This is a genomic window from Psychrobacter sp. DWR1-2-3 (assembly GCF_049896465.1).
In the GTDB taxonomy this organism is placed as follows: domain Bacteria; phylum Pseudomonadota; class Gammaproteobacteria; order Pseudomonadales; family Moraxellaceae; genus Psychrobacter; species Psychrobacter maritimus.
Map to the genome: position 1 here is coordinate 731,974 of NZ_JAFCUJ010000001.1, position 19,128 is coordinate 751,101.

The window sequence follows — 19,128 nt, forward strand, 5'->3', positions numbered from 1 at the left end:
ATTTTATAAAAAGGTTGCGGTATACTATACGGCAACCTTTTTTATTGCCTAGATTTTATTGTTTTAACTTTACCGAGGGCAAAACATCCAAGGTTATTTAATTGTTCTTCATTTAACTAATAGCTATTAATTTATCTAATACTTCTAAATACCGTTATAAAAGGATTTATCTCATGGCAGGATTGCTTAACATCTCAGAACCGAATGCCAATAATCATAACCACACTGATACGACACTTAATAATAAAAACGCGTCCCATGATTTTTTAGCGACATTGGCAACAGACGCGACTAATACCAAGCAACAAGCTGCCAGTAAGCACAGCCGTGAACAGATTGCTCAATTGTTTGACTTGCCTTTGATGGATTTATTACTGCAAGCACAGACGATCCACCGCCAACACTTTACCGCCAATGAAGTACAGATCAGCACCTTGCTATCTATCAAGACCGGTAACTGTCCAGAAGATTGCGGTTATTGCTCCCAGTCTGGTCATCACCGCGATACCACTAAGTTACAAGCGGAAAAACGTATCGAGGTCGATAAGGTCATTGCCGCCGCCAAACGCGCCAAAGCCACAGGCTCATCGCGTTTTTGTATGGGTGCAGCGTGGAAACACCCAAGCGCCAAAGACATGCCTTATGTGGTCGAACTGGTCAAAGAAGTCAAAGCATTGGGGCTTGAAACCTGTATGACCCTTGGCATGCTAGATACGGACCAAGCAGCACAATTGGCTGATGCAGGTTTAGATTATTACAATCATAATCTCGATACCTCAAGAAGTTACTACGAGCAAGTAGTCAGTACCCGCAGCTATGATGAGCGTCTAGATACTATTGCAAACGTACGCAATTCAGGTATTAACGTTTGTAGCGGCAACATCGTCGGTATGGGCGAAAGCCGTAATGACCGCATCGACTGGGTCCATGAGCTGCTGAAAATGCCAAAAGCACCCGAGTCGATTCCGGTCAATCTATTGGTTCCTATTCAAGGTACGCCTATCGGCGACAAGGTTTTAGCAGAAGGTCAGCTGCCAGTCCTTGAATGGATACGGACGATTGCCGTGACACGTATTTGCTGCCCAAGCAGCTACGTACGCTTATCTGCTGGACGCGAAAGCTTATCTGACTCTGAGCAAGCATTGGCATTTATGGCAGGGGCAAATTCATTCTTTTATGGTGATAAGCTACTGACCACGGGCAATGCCAGCCAGTCGGGTGACGATAGACTGATGCGCGAGCTTGGGTTAACCAAGCAATTTGCCGCGCCACGAGCGCCAAAGCAAGTACCGGTGCTTGACGCCATGAGTGGTCATCAGTCGCAAGTTGTCTTAGCAGAGTAAATGCCTTGCGTGCCGCTACCATTATCACGTAATCTGCGCTAAGCTTGCCGACGTTATGAATCAAGAAATTGTGCATAAGATATCAAATCGTAAGAGAGAATATGATGGCAGATTATTTCAATTGGATTAAAGCGGCACACATTATCTCTATGGTGTGCTGGTTTGCGGCGATATTTTATTTGCCGCGCCTATTCGTTTATCATGCGATGAGCGAAGATAGCATCAGCCACGAGCGCTTTGCCATTATGGAGCGCAAGCTCTATCGCGGTATCATGACACCATCGATGATAGCCACCTGGTTGTTTGGTTTATGGATGTTGGGAATGGGCTGGGATGTTTATAAAACTCAGGGCTGGCTACACGTAAAATTATTATTGGTGGTGCTACTTTCTGGTTATCATGGGGCTTGCGGATTTTATCGTAAAAAGCTCATTGATAATCCGCATTATAAATCGCATAAATTTTGGCGCTGGTTTAATGAAATTCCAGTATTTGCGTTAATCTTTATTGTGATTTTAGTGGTGGTAAAACCCTTTTAAAAACAGCTAACAATAAGGCTTATTTACCTTATAAGCATTTTTATCTTTATTCTAAAATCCATAAAAAAGCGTCCGTTACTCTAACAAGTGACGGACGCTTTTTTTATCTCTCAAGTAAGCTGAATAAATACCCTTAAAAATTAAACGTTTGGTCGCATGATTTGATAGACGTTGCTTAAATCATAAACACGGTAGCGCGCAGGCTCACGGCGATTTTCACCGGCATAGCTCAGTATTAATGCTTGCTTGGCGCGCTCATCGACCCAGCCAACAAACAGTCCGCTATGCTCGACGCCATTGTAACCATGATTGATATAATACAGCCAATCGCCGACTTCTATCTCCTTGCTACTGGCATAAGGGCCTTGACCATAAGTGCCTTTATGAATGGTATCGCGGCTCACCCCTGCTCGATTAAACACCGCATTGAGATAGTCCCAGCAGCCACCTTTAATAATCGTCCGCTCATTTAACGCCATCTTGCGCGCGGTGCTAATCACTTCGCGCGCCGCCCGACTGCTTTGGGTTTCAGCATTGCTTAACAGCGGTAAATATTCGCTATCGACATTGTCATAATTGCCAGATAAAAATGCGGGCAGAACAGATGGTGCTTGGCGTGCTACTTCAGGATAACGGTAATTGCTTTGGGCATTACCGATGTAAGCATTTTGGTTAGAATAGGAGTTATTAGAGTAGCTGTTATTAGAAGAGCTATTACTAGAATAGCTTGGTTGGCCGTTGCTCGAATTCGAGCGATAGCTAGTGGCATTGCCAGCACGCTGAATGGTAGAACGTGTGCTAATTTTGGCCGAAGGAACCGCTGAATACGTTGGGGTATAACGGGCGCTATAATCAGGTTGGACAGATTTTTGCGCAATCAAGGCGCTCATACTATCGGCATGAACCTGACCGGCCGCAGCAAAAGTAAATAATAAGGCACTGCACGACGTTGTGATTGACCAAAGGGACAAACGCGACATGACTAACTCCTTGTCAACATATTATTGATTAGCCGACTCAATTTAATATTAATAAACGGCTATCAATGCTCAGTATCAATAAGCGTATTAACGATAAGTAAGATAAGATTTTTCAATCCTATTTATAAACCATTTGCACAGGAATCTGCAAGTCTTATTGCTTGGAGATAAGCGATAAAAGGTATGATATTAAAGATAAACGGTAAAACGAGATAGGAGTTTTAAAGATGAAGGCAGAGACTTAAGAAAGATAATATAATCAGTTTAATATAAAGAAAGTATATTCAACATAGCGTTCTGCTGGAACAAGTTTTGCTCGCTTGCGGTGTGCTTTGCACTCCAGAGGCTTGGCAAAAAATTTTCCAGCAGCACTAATTTTTTTCTAAATTGAATCAGCTATAAGCTATGTTAAATATAACTCACAGAATGAACAAACTAAAATATTAAAACCAATCGACAATCTAATCGTTGCTCATCTTAATATTGGCATGGCGTTTGCTCAGCGGTTGACCTTGTAATATGGCTTTGGCCGCGTTAGCTTCTTGGATATTGTCAAAACCGCCAATCAGATATTTACGTATGTCATCACAATCGACAATCTGTAGCTGTTCACCAATCAGAGTAATTTTATCGCCATCAGTCAGGTGAATATGCTCACGTTTGCCTTGATTATCATGCACCAACTCGCCATCACGTACCCACAATACGCCGCTACTAATAATACCGCTCATGGCTTGTTTATGTTTCAGGCGTTGCCGATTAAAAATAAAACTACCAATAATCAATAAGGCCAAAGCGCCAATAGCCAAGCGCTCAGGCAACAGACTCATGGCCAAAGCAACCGCCACTGCCCCAACCAGTAATGCGGAGCCAAACCAAAACAGCCCATTTTCAGCCGCTGGCGACTGACCTTGTAAGGTGATTTTGGCGCCGTCATCAGTCAGCTTTAGCATGCGCGATTACCTGTTCAAAAGCAGTGAATGGTTAAAAGTTTAAATAAAAAGTCATAAAAGAACGTTTAGAAATTTACCAACCTAGTGCTGTTTTTTGCATAGCAATCAGCTCAGCGATACCTTTTTCCGCCAGAATCAGCATATCGTCTGCTTGCGCGCGGGTAAATGGCTTTTCTTCTGCCGTCCCTTGCAGCTCGATAAATTCGCCCTTTTGCGTCATCACCACATTCAAATCGGTATCGCAGCTGGCATCTTCTTCGTAATTTAAATCAAGATAGGCTTCGCCATCTTTCATACCAACCGATACCGCAGCGACCAAACCAATCAATGGATCGGCTTTGAGCTTTTTGGTTTTTTGTAGGCTTTCTAGCGCATCGATAAGGGCAATAGCTGCACCGGTCACACTAGCGGTACGCGTGCCGCCATCTGCTTGCAATACATCGCAATCAAGATAAATGGTATTTTCGCCAAGCTTACTTAAATCAATCATCGCCCGTAAACTACGACCGATTAAACGCTGGATTTCTTGCGTACGACCTGATTGCTTACCGCGTGCTGCTTCGCGCTGATTACGGGTATTGGTCGCACGTGGCAACATACCGTATTCTGCGGTAATCCAGCCTTTGCCTTTACCTTTAAGCCAGCGCGGTACGCCCGACTCAACGCTCGCAGTACATAATACTTTGGTATCGCCAAAGCTGACCAATACTGACCCTTCGGCATGCTTAGTGTAATGGCGCTCAAAGCTGATTGAGCGAAGTTGGTTAAGCTCACGGTTGTCAATACGCATAAAATTTCCTAGTACGATGTTGTAAAAGCAGAGTGATGGTTATATAAAGTTAGCAAATAAGAGGTTCGTCGTTACATCAACGGATGTGCTCGCAGACATAAATATGACGATATCCTAACGTGGCAGCGGCGCAATAGCAAGATTCTCTCAAGCTATTACGCCGCTGCTTTAGCAAGATTTAGCGTTAACTTTACTCTAAACCTTCCATCTTACGCAATTCTTTACGTAGGATTTTACCGACGTTTGATTTTGGTAATTCATCAACGAATTGGATATGACGCGGACGTTTGTAGCCGGTCAGTTGCTTTTTGCCAAAATCAAGCAGCTCTTGCTCGGTGACATTGCCTTTTTTGACCACAAATAGCTTTGGATCTTCACCGCGGTCATCATTTGGAATACCAATAGCGCCGCATTCTACCACAGCAGGATGCTCACTCATGGCTTCTTCGATCTCATTTGGATAAACGTTAAAGCCCGAAACCAAAATCATGTCTTTTTTGCGGTCAACGATTTTGATAAAGCCTTTTTCATCCATGATACCGATGTCGCCTGTTTTTAAGAAGCCACTAGCGGTAAAGGTTTCAGCCGTTTCTTGTGGACGATTTTGATAGCCAATCATTACCTGTGGACCTTTGACACAAATCTCACCGCGATCACCTAATGCCACTTCATTTTCATCATCATCGATTAAAATAATATCAGTGCTAGAAGCAGGAATACCAATTTTTCCGGTAAATTCAGAAATAGTCATTGGGTTAAAGGCGACTACTGGCGAGGTTTCAGACAAACCATAACCTTCAACGATAGGCAGACCAGTGATTTTATGCCACTCTTTTGCGACGCTTGGTAATACCGACATACCGCCGCCAATCGAGGCTTTTAGGTTAGAGAAATCTAAATCTGCAAAGCCTTCTTTATGTACTAAGCCATTAAATAAGGTGTTTACCGCAGGGATAAACGATGGCTTGTATTTGCCCATCTCTTTAATCAAACCATCCAAATCACGCGGGTTTGGAATTAATAGACCGGCATAACCTTGGTACATACCATACATGCCGCAAACCATAAATGAGAACACATGGTATAGCGGGAGCGCGGTTAAAATCACATCATTGGCATCGACATCATCATCAAAGGCGCTGTTCATCAGGACACTAATCTGGAGCATGTTAGCGACTAAGTTACCGTGCGACAGCATCGCGCCTTTGGCAACACCCGTCGTACCGCCCGTATATTGCAACAAGCCCACATCGCTTAAGTTCAAATCAGGACGCTTATACTTGCTGGCTGAGACCGCATTTAACGCATGCTTAAAGCTGGTGCTCTCTGGCAGACGATAAGCGGGAATCATTTTTTTAACATGACGCGCGACCAGGTTGACCACTGCCCCTTTGACCAAGCCAAGCATATCACCAAGCTTACAGACGATGACATGCTTCACTTGGCCTTTATCTTCGGCATCTTGATAGGTTTTTGCAAAGTTTTCAACGATAAACAACGCTTTAGCGCCACTATCATGCAACTGATGCGATAGCTCACGGCTGGTATACAAAGGATTGACATTAACCAGTACCATACCTGCACGGATAATACCCAAAGCCACCACTGGATACTGCAAAATATTGGGCATCATTACCCCAACTTTATCACCCTTTACCAATCCTAACGACTGTAAATAGCTGGCAATTTGGCGACTGTATAAGTCTAATTGCTTAAAGGTAATGGACGCACCCATGCAAATATACGCAGGTTTTTGCCCATAACGACTAAAGTTACGCTCGAACACTTCAAGTAAAGACGTACTGTCATCTGGCATATCGATGGTCGCATCGATGCCATAGCGCTCATAAGCACTCAGCCACGGACTGTCGCTATCTATCGTCGGCATGGTAGGAAATGCATTTTCAACCATTGATTGAGCGTTGCCCGCAGCGTTATGGTTGGTGGTTTCTTTATTGATACTGTCCGTCATAATCGTCCCTAAATGTTACTGTTAAAATATAGAGTATATGTGCTGCCCTTACCGTGGTCGCCAACCACGTATTGATAAAATCAAAAGTTTGTGAATAAATAACTGCTCATCACCTAAGCTCTGAGCGCAATTGTTATTCACAAACTTTTTACATCAAAAATCTTTAGACATATAAGCCGCATGCCTAAGTTTACTCTCACTATGATGCAAATGCATAAAAGCTATTGTATCACCAGTTGTAAACGCATTAACGCAAAAAGCTATTATTCAAATAGCCAGCATTGTCGATGCTTTTATAACGGCGCTAAGCACTTAAGCATGCACTTTTATCGTGAAATACAAAAATATAATCGGCAGGAACTATAGCAGTTTTGCTCGCCATTCTCTATGCGTACTGCCAAATCATCATAGAAAAATAAAAAAAATGATAAGGTCTTATACAAACGACCTTATCATCTTTCAGTATGACACCAGCGAATATCCGGCTATTTCTGACCCTATTTATCATGCATTAAGCGCGATAAATGTGGGTAAAAAACATAATACTCGGTGCTAAATCACTTAACCGTGATTCTTCTCTTCTAAAGCGCGCAAGTCTTTATGTAAAATCTTACCGACGTTAGATTTCGGTAACTCATCGATAAATTCAACATAACGAGGACGCTTATAACCGGTTAGATTTTCTTTGCTATAAGCGAGCACGTCTTCTTTAGTCAAGCTGTCATCACTGCGCACCACATAAATCTTCGGTACTTCGCCGCTCTTTTCATCATCGACACCGATAACGCCGCATTCCAAAATCTTTGGATGACCTGACATCACATCTTCTACTTCGTTTGGATAAACGTTAAAGCCTGATACCAAAATCATATTCTTTTTGCGATCAACAATCTTAAAGTAGCCCTCTTCGTCCATGACGCCGATATCACCAGTACGGAAATAACCGTCAGACGTCATGACCTCAGCGGTAGCATCATCACGTTTCCAGTAGCCTTTCATGACCTGCGGACCACGAACACAGATTTCACCGCGCTCACCGAGGGGCACTTCATTGCCTTCTTCATCCAAGATGGCCATGTCTGTCCCAGGCATCGGTAGACCGATATTACCTGAGAACTCGCCCGTACCTTGCGGATTTGCTGAAGCAACAGGTGACGTTTCCGACAGACCATAACCTTGCACAATGATGTTGCCGGTTATTTTTTCCCATTTAGCCGCAGTATCTTTTAATACTGCCATACCGCCGCCCATAGACATCTCAAGCTTGCTATGGTCTAAGGCTTTAAATGCGTCACTATTAGCGAGCGCATTAAATAGCGTGTTTACCGCTGGGAAAAACGCCGGTGGATAATCCTTATAGGCTTTGATTAAACTTGCGCCATCACGTGGATTCGGTACCAGCAGACCGATACAGCCACGATATAGACCGTACATACCACAAACTGTAAATGAGAAGATATGATAGAGCGGCAAGGCTGTCATAATAACAGGCTGCTCATTACGCGCTTCAAACTTATCAAACGCATCGCCAAGATAGGTATCACACTGAATTAAGTTGGCGACCAAGTTACCGTGCGTTAGCATCGCGCCTTTCGCCACACCTGTGGTACCACCGGTATACTGCAATACGGCGACATCATCAAGCCCGATATTGGTTGGGCGGTTATACTTTTTCGCAGACAATTGATTGAGTGCTTTTTTAAAGTTTACGCTCTTTTTAAGCGTGTAATGAGGCACCAGTTTTTTCACATGACGCACGACAGCATTGACGATAAAACCTTTTAACGGGCTCATTAAATCGCCCATCGACGTCACCACCACATGATCGACCAAATCTTTACCGATATCTTCATAAGTCTTGGCAAAGTTTTCTAAGATAAACAGCACTTTAGTCTCAGAATCTTCTAACTGATGCTGCAGCTCTTTAGTGGTATAAAGTGGATTGACGTTAACCAAGGTCATGCCAGCACGTAGGACACCTAATACGGCAACCGGTAGCTGCAAGATATTGGGCATCATAACGCCGACTTTATCGCCTTTTTTTAGACCAAGCGACTGTAAATACGCGGCAATCTGTTTGCTATAACGGTCTAAATCTTCGTACGAGAGCTTTACATCCATGCACACAAAGGCGGTACGACCAGCATGAGTAACAAAATTCTGCTCAAGAATATCGATTAAAGAGGTATTGGCGGGCGGCATATTAATCTCGTACTGTATGCCAAGCTTTTCGTAAGTTTTGAGCCACGCTTTGTCATTACGACGAATTAGGTTACCTTGATTTTCCATAATCTTACTGCTCCTAGTAATAGTGTGCTGCTATTAACCCATCTCTATCACAGAGTGATAAACATACCAAACCTCATCGTTCAAGCTAACCATCCATATAACCATGATGGCGGGCGGCTGACGATATAAGCGTCTGGCAATGAGTCAACAATATAGCGATAAATAGCCCTTTGTTGATTAACATACACACTTTATACAAACTACTCAATATAAAAGATTGCTACCTGAGTTCTTAAACGTACTTGACGGCCGTTAATTATATTACTATCAAATACTTAACCATTAAATGACCGGCCATACCACGGATTGTTACCAATTATTTATTACCAAACATTGTTCTATTGTTAATAAAAATAACCGTACCTTACGCTTTTCTTAACGTTTACTATCAAGGGCAGCAGCAAGCTCGGTTAGGGTCACAAAGTTACGCCGCGTGCCATCCTTATCGCTATCTGGTTTTTGAGCCAGAGTACTGGTCGCAAGTTTGGTGCTATGGCTATAGTGCCAGTCATTAATATAATTGCTTTGGCTTAAGCGTTGACCAAACCCTGCTACGGCGATGGCAAACTGGGTATCGATATTGGCTTTATTTAAAGGGCGGCTGGCATTAATAATCGGTTGGTTTATAAGTTTGGAGCTACCACCTTTTGGCGCTTTATAACGAATATTTAGATAACCAAGCTCGTTTGTTTTTTTGCCGCGAGCCGTCTTCTTTGATTCATTCTCATTATAACGGCGCTCGCTAAACAATCCTTTTGCACCCGTTGGCGTTACCTCAAACAGCGCAATGACTGCCTTACCTGCTCCCAACTCGCCGGCATCGACTTTATCATTATTAAAATCTTCCTCATTAAGGACGCGGTTTTCATAGCCAATTAAGCGCCATTCGCTGACCACATTTGGATTAAACTCTACTTGCACCTTGACGTCTTTGGCAACGGTGTTAAAGGTCGCCGCCAGCTCATCGCTAAAGACTTTTTTGGCCTCAGTCAAACTGTCGATATAGCTATAGTTACCATTGCCGTTGTCTGCCATTTGCTCCATCATGTGGTCGTTGAGATTGCCACGACCAAAACCGACGGTCGACAAGGAAATACCGCGATCACGATTGGCTTTGACCAACTCTAGCATCTCATCGACATCACTAATACCGACATTAAAATCGCCATCGGTCAGCATCATAATGCGATTGATGCCGTTCTTTTTCATGCCTTGTTCTGCTTGTCTATAAGCCAGCTTTAAGGCGTCTTCGCCATTGGTTGAGCCAGCGGCAGTTAAGTTCTCTATCGCAGCGAGTATTTTTGCTTTTTGGTCACCACTGGTCGCAGGCAGTGCCACACTGGTAGTGCCCGAATACGTAACAATGCTAATACTGTCTTGCGCACGCATCTGTTCGGTGAGTAACTTCAATGACGATTGCGCCAGTGGTAGCTTATCGCGTGATGACATCGAGCCTGACACATCGACCAAAAATACCAAGTTGGCGGGCGGCATAACTTGATTGGCAGTTTTATTAGACCAGCTATTCTCAACCGCTTTAATCCCAACTTTGACGATTTTATTATCCTGATCGGCCTTGTCCCACGGCGAATCAACCACTTCTGTTGCGACCACAAAAGGTGCGTTGGCAATGCGCTTGCCATCATCAAATTGATAATTAAAATAGTTAATCAACTCCTCTACGCGCACGGCATCGACAGGTGGCAGCTGCCCCTCATTAAGATAGCGGCGCACATTGGCGTAGCTGCCAGTATCGGTATCGATGGATAGAGTGGCAACCGCCATCTCAGTGGTGCGGTGTACCGGATTGGCGTCGTTTTTTTGATAATTATCACGTACTGGTGGCTGTACGCTGATGCCAGATAACGGCCGCACACTCCATTGCGGCGCGGAACGTATCATGCTGCTCATGCTATTGCTCATGGTGTTATTGGTAGCACTCATAGCACTGTCAGCTAAGACAACACGTGGCATCGCCACCTCCGCCTCGGCGACTGCTACAATAGGCGGCATAGATTTTTGATTATCTGATTGCTTTATAGCGTTTTGACCGATAGTGCTACGGGTTTGCTCAGCCATCGGCTGGCTCACTGGCGATGAGCTACACGCCGTCAATCCCATCATACTGGCGACAGCAGTGACTAATAGCGCATTTTTGGTTAGATGCTGAGCACGCGTTCGTGATAAATAGGCAGGTGATATAGATGACGATGACATAATAGCTACTCCATATGATAGACGGCTTGGATAGACAGTTCGATGATAACGGTACCGTGTTACAGCCTTTATAATAATTATTGCTGAGCACTATTGCATAGTGGGTTATGAAACAGGCGCTTAATAAAAAGACAAACCATATGCGTCTGATTCACTATACTTCTCTTATTTTGTAAAAGCTATCAGCCAAAACGCAATCAGCACGTCTATCTAGCACGTCACGACCTGTCGTCTATTCTGACTTATGCCTTTTTAATTTTGCCAATATCCTTTACGATAGCACTATCCTATTTGCATGCTTGCACCAATTATTTATACCTATTAAAACTGATAAGTGAACCCTATTTTATGTCCGATGTTATTGATAATACCATTACACCCATTATCCCAAATGAACCAATGGATACCCGCTCAGTCGCGGAGTTCACTGAGCAAGCTTATCTCAATTATGCCATGTATGTCATCATGGATCGGGCGCTACCCAATATTGCTGACGGTCTAAAACCTGTCCAGCGCCGTATCGTCTATGCGATGAGCGAGCTTGGGCTAAAATCGACGGCGAAAGCGAAAAAGTCTGCGCGTACCGTCGGTGACGTGCTGGGTAAATACCACCCGCATGGTGATAGCGCCTGTTATGAGGCGATGGTGCTGATGGCACAGCCGTTTAGTTATCGCTATCCGCTCATCACCGGTCAAGGTAACTGGGGTAGCCCTGATGATCCCAAGTCCTTTGCCGCGATGCGCTATACCGAAGCCAAAATGTCGGCTTATGCCAATACCTTGCTTGCAGAACTCGGACAAGGCACGGTCGATTGGCAAGATAACTTCGATGGCACCATGCAAGAGCCAACCACCCTGCCTGCCCGCCTGCCAAATATTTTATTGAATGGTACGACTGGTATTGCCGTCGGTATGGCGACCGATATCCCGCCGCATAACCTAAATGAAGTGGTACGCGCAGCTATTCGCTTGCTAAAAAATCCTGAGCTATCGGTTAAGCAATTAACCCAATCAATACCAGCACCTGATTTGCCAACCCCTGCTGAAATCATTACCAGTAAAAAAGATTTGCAGGCGATGTATGAGACTGGTCGCGGCAGCTATAAAATGCGCGCGACCTTTCATATTGACCCAAAAGAGAAGAATCTTGTCATCATCGACGCGCTTCCTTACCAAGTCTCAGGCAATAAGATTCAAGAGCAAATCGCTAAGCTGATGACTGATAAGAAACTGCCGTGGATTACTGATATTCATGACGAATCAGATCATGAAAACGCTTGCCGTATCGTCTTAGAGCTAAAATCTACTCGCGTCGATGTGCAGCGAGTAATGAGTCATCTATTTGCCAGTACTGATTTAGAAAGCAATTACCGCGTCAATATGAATATGATTGGCCTAAATGGTAAGCCGCAGGTCAAAAACCTCAAAGAAATCCTTGAAGAATGGCTGATCTGTCGCCGCTCAGTGGTCACGCGCCGTTTGCAATATCGCCTCGATAAAATCGATAAGCGCTTGCATATCCTTGCAGGTTTGCTGATTGCTTATCTGAATATCGATGAAGTCATTCGTATCATTCGTGAAGAAGACGATCCAAAATTATCATTGATGCAAGACTATGACCTGACTGAGATACAAGCCAATGCTATCTTGGACATTCGTCTGCGCCAGCTCGCTAAACTAGAAGAGATTGAGCTGCGCCGCGAGCAAGATGAGCTGGCTGCTGAACGCGCCATCATTCAAGAATACTTGGACAATCCAGACAGCCTGACCAATCTGATGATTGATGAGCTTACCGCCGATATGAAAGAACACGGTAACGAGCGCGTATCACAATTGGCAGAACGCGAAGAAGCGCAAGCATTAAAAGAGTCTGACCTCGTACCAAGTGAGCCTGTCACCGCTATCCTATCGAAAGCGGGCTGGATTCGCGCCGCCAAAGGTCATGAAGTCGATGCCGCTGGCATGACCTATCGCTCAGGTGATAGCTATCAAGCCCACGTGCGCGGTAAATCCAACGAGAGAATTTACGTGCTCGATAGCACTGGACGCAGTTATAGTATCGATGCGCATAGCCTCGCATCCGCCCGTGGTCAAGGCGATCCGCTGACCAGCGTACTCAAACCGCCAGCAGGTGCTAGCTTTGAGCAGCTATTAACGGGTGCTGACGATCAACGTATCATCCTCGCCAGCTCAGCAGGTTATGGTTTTATCAATACTATTGGCAATCTCGATAGCAATCAAAAAGCGGGTAAAAACATTATCAACCTAGCAGCTGATAGTCGCTTGCTTCCTGTTGCGCGTATCGATGCGCCAGCGGATATGACTGCCAATGCTAATAATGAAAATGTCGAAGGTGAGAATAGCAGCGCAAGCGCGATGCCTGACCATGTTGCCGTTGTTACCAATGCGGGATACTTATTGATATTTGCCCTTGATGATTTGCCTGAACAGGCTCGTGGTAAAGGTAATAAGCTGATTAAATTAAAAGACGGTGAAGAGGTGCTTGCCATCACGCCACTCAGTCAGCAAGACAGCCTAATCATCACCGCTGGCAAACGTCATGTGACGCTAAAGCCTAATGATTTGGCTAATTATACTGGCACTCGTGGTAATCGTGGTGGGCAGTTGCCAAGAGGTTTTCAGAATGTGACGAGTGTTGAGGTTGGGTGATTATTTTTTTATATTGTGAATTTGAAAACCTACCTTAGTCCTCTCTGAAAAAAGAATTTATATAGGCGGTCACAAATGGCTAATAATGACGGTTATATCTATATATTAACTAATAAATTTGTACCGAATATATATAAAATTGGTTATACAAAAAGGAATCCCATTGAAAGAGCTAAAGAAATAAGTCGAGCTACAGGCGTTGCGGGAGAGTGGAAAGTATCTCGTGATTGGCCTGTTACTGAGGCTTATCAAACAGAGCAATATATATTTGCAGAGTTTAAAAGCTATAGACTTGATAAAAAAGGTGAGATGTTTGATTTCCAAGGTAAGGGGGTCGAATACGTTATAAAAAAGATGGATAACTTGTTATTAAAAAAACAACAAAAGCTTAAGGATTATATAGATAAATTAAACAAAGAGAAAATAGAAGTTCAAAATAGAAACCGCTTAATCGAAGAAGCTGTAGCAGAAGTTGAAAAAGCTCTCACTGCTGAAAGGCTTAATTCTAATTATATCTCTCGTATTAGGAAAACTATAGACAGAATAAGTAGAGAGGATAGTCTTGCTGAAATAGAGACTGTGAAAGATAACAGCAAGCAGTTAGAAAATTATAAATATGGCACCCTTATTGTAGGTGGTATTTTAGCATTATGGTTCAATATAGAATCAATTGCATATTACGTTCTTTTTGCCATAGTACTTTTCCTCTTACATTCATTTACAGCAAATAATGAAGAAGATATTGAAAAAATTCATGATAAAAATTCTAGGCACTATCTAGAAAATTTATCTCAAGATATAGACGTTCTGAAACCTATAATGGCAAAGTTAAAAATAAAACGAATAATATGCATAGAAAAAACGGAAGTGAGTGTCAAAGCAGACGGTAAAATAATTGTTTTAAGTGCTATTTATAATGGGAGAAAATTTATTCAAAGTTATTCAGGAGATGAAAAACCTGCTTTAATCAAGTTTATGACTTATATTAAGCTAGCGTAAAAGATGTAGATGTAGGGGTAATTATCCTACGATACAAGGCTGGGCTTTTAGCTCAGCAAACCATGCTAAAAAAACCAGTACTCGAATCATTAGAATTAGTCATAATCCTATCAATATCCGCGCCACTTCAACTAGACGGATAAACCCTTTCTTCTAAAAATTTCCAAAACAAGGTGGGAAAAGCTTTATTAGAATCTGCTCCAACTTCAGCTCACTGTATACCTTACTCTGACGTTGGAAATAACTAAACACAGCGATACCAAAAGTATCTACAATAAACATGGTCGCACTCAATAATGCACCGATAAATAAACACAGCTTCATGCCAAAGGGCATATATTCAAAGGGTATTTGGGTAACACCGTATAGATGCAGGTTTTCAGCTTTGCTAATGGGATAAAACATGATTCCAACAGCGAGCATAAACGTAAACGGTGCTAAAAAGCAAAAGTGCTTTAGTTGTGTTGGCATATCAGCAGTATACAAATTCATCGTATAAGCACTCATCAACATAATAAATAGCGCAATAAAACGACTGGCTAAACGAGACTGAGCAAATTGCTTGGCATGTCTTTGTACATCATATACCCGTTGCGTCTGTGTTTTAATGACAGGGTCTGGATAAAGTTGTTGCTGCGCTTTGATAACAGAGATTAATCTTCCTTTCCTGACAAAGCTACTTATTGACGAGTACGCCCAATAGGCTAAGACTGCGCTCATAAGAAACAGCCACCATATCACGCTGGGGTATGTCGCCCATACCATTAGGATGACTATGAATAACATTAATAGCGCGAGAAAAAACTGTAAGAAATTTCTTATTCGACTAAACTGCAAGCTGAACAATATCATACGCTTTCGAGTAGCGAACGTGGGAGACTCTGCACCTAGTGGAATATCGCCCGTAAGTTTTTGACCAATAATTCTGAATGTGCCCTTGATACTGCTATCATTTAAACCCGCTCCATAATGTAGCACCTCAAGAAGCGCATCAATGCGAGCTTGTTCTTTATTATTAAACACAATATCAATTCCTTTGAGGGCACTTCTCAGAATTTTAGGAGTAGTTTTAGTATTTTACAAGCTGCAACGTTGTTTCATGAATGAATAGAACAATTTAAGGCCCAATACTCAACTCCTAACCCTGCCTTAACCCCAAAATCGGAATCACTAAATCTTCCTCATCAGTCAAATGTTGTGAGAGTAAGTCGGTCGCATCCATTAAGGTTTGATGCAATTTTTCTGCCAGCATTTTATCCTCAACCTCACTTCTTGCCAGCGTATCATTTTGCACTTGCAACTTATCAAGTAGCGCATCCAAGCGCACATGGTCGCGACCCAATATCTCAAACCCTGCCTGTAGCTGCGGATACATCCGAATAAACTCAGGGAAAAACCCTTCATCCTCGACGCCATGATGTTGATGCAATTTAAGGATATGCATATTGATACGCTTAAGCATCTGCGAGCGATACGCTGCCCAGTCGTACTCGCCAGATTGATAAGCCTCACTTATCTGTGTCAAGATACGCTGACGCTTGCGTATGTTAGTATGTACTTTTAGCCAGCCCGATGTTTTGTAAGCATAATCTGCGCTAAACCATTGCTCTGGTGGTAGCTTGTTGAATAAGAACAACCAATCCGTCTCAAGCCGACTGTCAGGATGACGCGGCGACAAAGTAAATAAATCATCGTCTAAGGCTTTTTGACTCATATTATTTTCGGTAGATAAGCTCATTATGCTGTCCTTATCGGGCAAGTTTGCATCTTATAGATTTATTAATAATACTAAACGAAATGCTATTTCTATTTAGAGCTTATATAAAGTCAAAAAGTATAAAATCAACCGTTTGCTGGCCAGCGCCTTCTAAATATGAAAGGCTTTTATCGTTATAAAAGCGCTACATAAATGAGTCACAACCACCCTATTGCTGTATTTTTAGTCATATAAAATTGAGTACTTATTGATAAATACAAACTACATTATTATTAGCGATAATACTTAAAATTATTCAGTAAATCTCAACGACTCTCAACACCTGCTCTAATTACCTAAATAGTCGTTTTTCAAATATAAAGGATACTCATGTTTATTGTAGATAAGGCGGCGACAGCCAGTATGAAGCATACATTGCCAGTGCCGAAAGTGATATTTTTTGACATCGATGATACGCTTAGCCGTAACGGTGTTATCGCCGCGCACAACCAAGCGACCCTTGAAGCGCTTGCCAAAACTGATATTAAATTGGTGATTTCGACCGGACGCTCTAAAGCGATATTGCCAGCAGATATTTTAGCTTTGTTTGAAGCTGATATCTTAGATGCGATTATTTGTATGAATGGGCAATATAGCTTTGATAATAAGGGTGTCATCAGTCATTACCCTTTATCTGCTGAGCAGACGGACAAAATCGTCCAGTTATGTGAAACAAGCGAGCTGATTCATAAGTTCGACTCGGCGACGCATATCGCATGGTCAGGTGAAAACGCCCGCTTGCGTGAATACAACGCCATAACGCCAAACTCTATTCTTGACCCAGATTATCATAAGGCAAATACGGTTTATCAATGCTCGGTCTTTTTTAACAATCCAGAAGAGAAGATGCAAGATATCGACTTTGCAGAGGACGATTTAAAGCTGGTACATTGGCATCACATCGGTGCAGACATCCTGCCAGCAAACGCCTCTAAAGCACGCGGTATCAAAGATGTCTGTCAGTATTATGGCGTAGATGCACGTGAATGTATGGCGTTCGGTGATGGCATGAATGATTTAGAGATGTTTGATTTGGTCGGCTATGCGGTAGCGATGGGCGATGCTCAGCCCGCACTAATCGAGCGCGCAGATTTCGTCACTGGCACGATTGAAGAGTACGGAATACAAGCAGTGCTTGAACAATTTAAGATAGCATCATAAGTATAAGAATCTTAAGAGAAAGTAGTCATAGCGTTTATCTTTATAACCAAAAAAAACCCCTTGCCAATCGCTGACAAGGGTTTTTGTTTTTCTAGTCATTGCTAATTTTTGGTTGATAACTCACAGCTGGTCGACTTAATAAGGTAGCGAGGTAAAAAGAGTAATGACACAAATAACTATCTCAATAATTAAATATAGAGCAAAAAAGGACTTAACGCTTCCTTGTCATCAGACTATAAACCCAGCCACCAATTTTATAAAAGCCGACGACCATCAGGATAAGCACCAGCGCTGCCAGTACATAGGCCAGCCAATTGGGCACACTACTCAGCCAACCAATGGTAAATGCCAAGCCCATATAGGTTTCCACCGGCCAGTTTAAGATAGGCGTCGGTGAGCCAGCATGGAACATCATCATAAAGGCGACCATCCCAATTATTGCCGCGATGATTCCAGCTCGTTTACGGTTATTCATCTTATTCCTCTATCTCTTAGTTAATCAATATGGTTAGAACTGCGCTTGTTTTTTATTTTATCTTGCTATTTTTATCAACGTTTAGATATCAAGGCATCACAGCATCATGACCTCAAAGCCTTAAGGCATCGTCAAACCACCATCGACAGCGATAGACTGTCCGGTGATGGCCAAGCTCAAATCAGACGCCATTAATAGCACCGAATTGGCAAAATCAGCCACCGAGGTTGCTTGTCGTAATGGCGTGGTGGTGGCGATATAATCAAAGACTTCTTCAGTCGTTAAACGGCTCGCATCCGTGGTTTGTAGCAATCCACCTGCCAGCAAGTTAACGCGGATGCCGTATTGTCCAAGCTCCGCAGCCAAGTTACGCGTCAGCCCAATCAATGCGGATTTGGCAGTGGTATAGTCGTAATAAGTGACCACCGGATTATAAACAAGATTGGTCGAGATATTGATAATCTTGCCCATTTTTTGCGTTTTCATTTGTGGTAGTACCGCTTGCACACTATTGACCGCACCTTTAACAATACCGTCAAGCTGCTGCGAAAAATGCGCCCATTTGACGGTTTCGATACTGGTATAGTCGGCACTGGGATTAAACTGATAACTTGGCAAGGCGTTATTGACCAATATATCAATGCGACCATAACGCGCAACCACTTCAGCTGCCAGCGCTTGCATTTGTGCTAAATCGCTAACATCAGCTTGATAAGCAAATGCTTGACCACCTGCGGCAATGATATCGGCAACCACTTGGTCGGCAGCGCCTTTACTATTAAGATAATTGACGCAAACGCGTGCGCCTGCTGCTGCCATTTGCTCAGCAATCTGAGCGCCAAGTCCGCGACTAGCGCCAGTGACAATAGCGACTTTATCCGTGAGCAGCGCTGGAATCAGTGGGTTACTCTGAGTCATGATGTTGCATCCTTTATTATTGTGTTATGGTTAATCTATTTATTTTATATAAACTATGTTGTTAAG

The 19,128-nt window shown here is 43.0% G+C and carries 15 protein-coding genes; 5 read left to right on the forward strand and 10 right to left on the reverse strand.

Features of this window, described 5'->3' with window-relative positions:
* The first annotated feature begins 173 nt into the window (after window positions 1-173).
* Together bioB and hemJ are read left to right on the forward strand one after the other, a co-directional pair.
* Window positions 174-1,343, forward strand: coding sequence for a biotin synthase BioB (bioB, locus tag ACP7AA_RS03035; RefSeq protein ID WP_201589553.1), 1,170 nt, complete (start codon window positions 174-176; stop codon window positions 1,341-1,343).
* Between the two features lie 104 nt (window positions 1,344-1,447).
* The gene (gene hemJ / locus ACP7AA_RS03040) at window positions 1,448-1,882 is read left to right on the forward strand and encodes a protoporphyrinogen oxidase HemJ (protein ID WP_191690361.1); all 435 of its coding nucleotides are present in this window, start codon (window positions 1,448-1,450) and stop codon (window positions 1,880-1,882) included.
* Between the two features lie 140 nt (window positions 1,883-2,022).
* Here hemJ and ACP7AA_RS03045 read toward each other — a convergent pair whose 3' ends face one another.
* From ACP7AA_RS03045 to ACP7AA_RS03070, 6 genes are all read right to left on the reverse strand, one after another.
* Window positions 2,023-2,862 carry a hypothetical protein gene (locus tag ACP7AA_RS03045; RefSeq protein ID WP_426222608.1) on the reverse strand — a complete coding sequence of 280 codons (840 nt, stop codon included), beginning with the start codon at window positions 2,860-2,862 and terminating at the stop codon, window positions 2,023-2,025.
* Between the two features lie 461 nt (window positions 2,863-3,323).
* Window positions 3,324-3,815 (reverse strand): hypothetical protein, encoded by a 492-nt coding sequence (locus ACP7AA_RS03050; RefSeq protein ID WP_426222609.1) that lies wholly within the window; start codon window positions 3,813-3,815, stop codon window positions 3,324-3,326.
* Between the two features lie 73 nt (window positions 3,816-3,888).
* Window positions 3,889-4,605, reverse strand: coding sequence for a ribonuclease PH (gene rph / locus ACP7AA_RS03055; protein ID WP_183620154.1), 717 nt, complete (start codon window positions 4,603-4,605; stop codon window positions 3,889-3,891).
* A 190-nt stretch (window positions 4,606-4,795) separates the two neighbouring features.
* A complete protein-coding gene (locus tag ACP7AA_RS03060) occupies window positions 4,796-6,517 on the reverse strand; it encodes an AMP-binding protein (RefSeq protein ID WP_426222638.1) in 1,722 nt (573 codons plus the stop codon).
* 621 nt (window positions 6,518-7,138) lie between these two features.
* Complete coding sequence (locus ACP7AA_RS03065; RefSeq protein WP_201624677.1) at window positions 7,139-8,866, reverse strand: AMP-binding protein; 1,728 nt, start codon at window positions 8,864-8,866, stop codon at window positions 7,139-7,141.
* A gap of 375 nt (window positions 8,867-9,241) precedes the next feature.
* A complete protein-coding gene (locus ACP7AA_RS03070) occupies window positions 9,242-11,083 on the reverse strand; it encodes a vWA domain-containing protein (protein WP_426222610.1) in 1,842 nt (613 codons plus the stop codon).
* A gap of 348 nt (window positions 11,084-11,431) precedes the next feature.
* Here ACP7AA_RS03070 and parC point away from each other — a divergent pair, with 348 nt between their 5' ends.
* Both parC and ACP7AA_RS03080 read left to right on the forward strand, forming a co-directional pair.
* Window positions 11,432-13,753 carry a DNA topoisomerase IV subunit A gene (parC, locus tag ACP7AA_RS03075; RefSeq protein ID WP_426222611.1) on the forward strand — a complete coding sequence of 774 codons (2,322 nt, stop codon included), beginning with the start codon at window positions 11,432-11,434 and terminating at the stop codon, window positions 13,751-13,753.
* A gap of 75 nt (window positions 13,754-13,828) precedes the next feature.
* Complete coding sequence (locus tag ACP7AA_RS03080) at window positions 13,829-14,752, forward strand: GIY-YIG nuclease family protein (RefSeq protein ID WP_426222612.1); 924 nt, start codon at window positions 13,829-13,831, stop codon at window positions 14,750-14,752.
* A 153-nt stretch (window positions 14,753-14,905) separates the two neighbouring features.
* Here the strand turns inward: ACP7AA_RS03080 and ACP7AA_RS03085 are convergent, their stop codons facing one another.
* Both ACP7AA_RS03085 and ACP7AA_RS03090 read right to left on the reverse strand, forming a co-directional pair.
* On the reverse strand, window positions 14,906-15,775 hold the full coding sequence (locus tag ACP7AA_RS03085) for a hypothetical protein (RefSeq protein ID WP_426222613.1): 870 nt from the start codon (window positions 15,773-15,775) through the stop codon (window positions 14,906-14,908).
* A 115-nt stretch (window positions 15,776-15,890) separates the two neighbouring features.
* Window positions 15,891-16,490, reverse strand: coding sequence for a hemerythrin domain-containing protein (locus ACP7AA_RS03090; protein WP_426222614.1), 600 nt, complete (start codon window positions 16,488-16,490; stop codon window positions 15,891-15,893).
* 348 nt (window positions 16,491-16,838) lie between these two features.
* Here ACP7AA_RS03090 and ACP7AA_RS03095 point away from each other — a divergent pair, with 348 nt between their 5' ends.
* Window positions 16,839-17,669, forward strand: coding sequence for an HAD family hydrolase (locus ACP7AA_RS03095; protein WP_426222615.1), 831 nt, complete (start codon window positions 16,839-16,841; stop codon window positions 17,667-17,669).
* 211 nt (window positions 17,670-17,880) lie between these two features.
* On the opposite strand, the gene ACP7AA_RS03100 is transcribed toward ACP7AA_RS03095, so the two are convergent.
* Window positions 17,881-18,144, reverse strand: coding sequence for a hypothetical protein (locus ACP7AA_RS03100; protein WP_426222616.1), 264 nt, complete (start codon window positions 18,142-18,144; stop codon window positions 17,881-17,883).
* Between the two features lie 120 nt (window positions 18,145-18,264).
* Complete coding sequence (locus ACP7AA_RS03105) at window positions 18,265-19,062, reverse strand: 3-oxoacyl-ACP reductase (protein ID WP_201624684.1); 798 nt, start codon at window positions 19,060-19,062, stop codon at window positions 18,265-18,267.
* Window positions 19,063-19,128: the final 66 nt, after the last annotated feature.

What these genes read in the sequence shown, in the direction of transcription:
- ACP7AA_RS03100 (WP_426222616.1), bottom strand. Translation starts at nt 18,144, where the DNA reads ATGAATAACCGTAAACGAGCTGGAATCATCGCGGCAATAATTGGGATG.
- ACP7AA_RS03070 (WP_426222610.1), bottom strand. Translation starts at nt 11,083, where the DNA reads ATGTCATCGTCATCTATATCACCTGCCTATTTATCACGAACGCGTGCT.
- ACP7AA_RS03080 (WP_426222612.1), top strand. Translation starts at nt 13,829, where the DNA reads ATGGCTAATAATGACGGTTATATCTATATATTAACTAATAAATTTGTA.
- rph (WP_183620154.1), bottom strand. Translation starts at nt 4,605, where the DNA reads ATGCGTATTGACAACCGTGAGCTTAACCAACTTCGCTCAATCAGCTTT.
- ACP7AA_RS03050 (WP_426222609.1), bottom strand. Translation starts at nt 3,815, where the DNA reads ATGCTAAAGCTGACTGATGACGGCGCCAAAATCACCTTACAAGGTCAG.
- ACP7AA_RS03095 (WP_426222615.1), top strand. Translation starts at nt 16,839, where the DNA reads ATGTTTATTGTAGATAAGGCGGCGACAGCCAGTATGAAGCATACATTG.
- ACP7AA_RS03105 (WP_201624684.1), bottom strand. Translation starts at nt 19,062, where the DNA reads ATGACTCAGAGTAACCCACTGATTCCAGCGCTGCTCACGGATAAAGTC.
- ACP7AA_RS03045 (WP_426222608.1), bottom strand. Translation starts at nt 2,862, where the DNA reads ATGTCGCGTTTGTCCCTTTGGTCAATCACAACGTCGTGCAGTGCCTTA.
- parC (WP_426222611.1), top strand. Translation starts at nt 11,432, where the DNA reads ATGTCCGATGTTATTGATAATACCATTACACCCATTATCCCAAATGAA.
- bioB (WP_201589553.1), top strand. Translation starts at nt 174, where the DNA reads ATGGCAGGATTGCTTAACATCTCAGAACCGAATGCCAATAATCATAAC.
- ACP7AA_RS03090 (WP_426222614.1), bottom strand. Translation starts at nt 16,490, where the DNA reads ATGAGCTTATCTACCGAAAATAATATGAGTCAAAAAGCCTTAGACGAT.
- hemJ (WP_191690361.1), top strand. Translation starts at nt 1,448, where the DNA reads ATGGCAGATTATTTCAATTGGATTAAAGCGGCACACATTATCTCTATG.
- ACP7AA_RS03065 (WP_201624677.1), bottom strand. Translation starts at nt 8,866, where the DNA reads ATGGAAAATCAAGGTAACCTAATTCGTCGTAATGACAAAGCGTGGCTC.
- ACP7AA_RS03060 (WP_426222638.1), bottom strand. Translation starts at nt 6,517, where the DNA reads ATGGTTGAAAATGCATTTCCTACCATGCCGACGATAGATAGCGACAGT.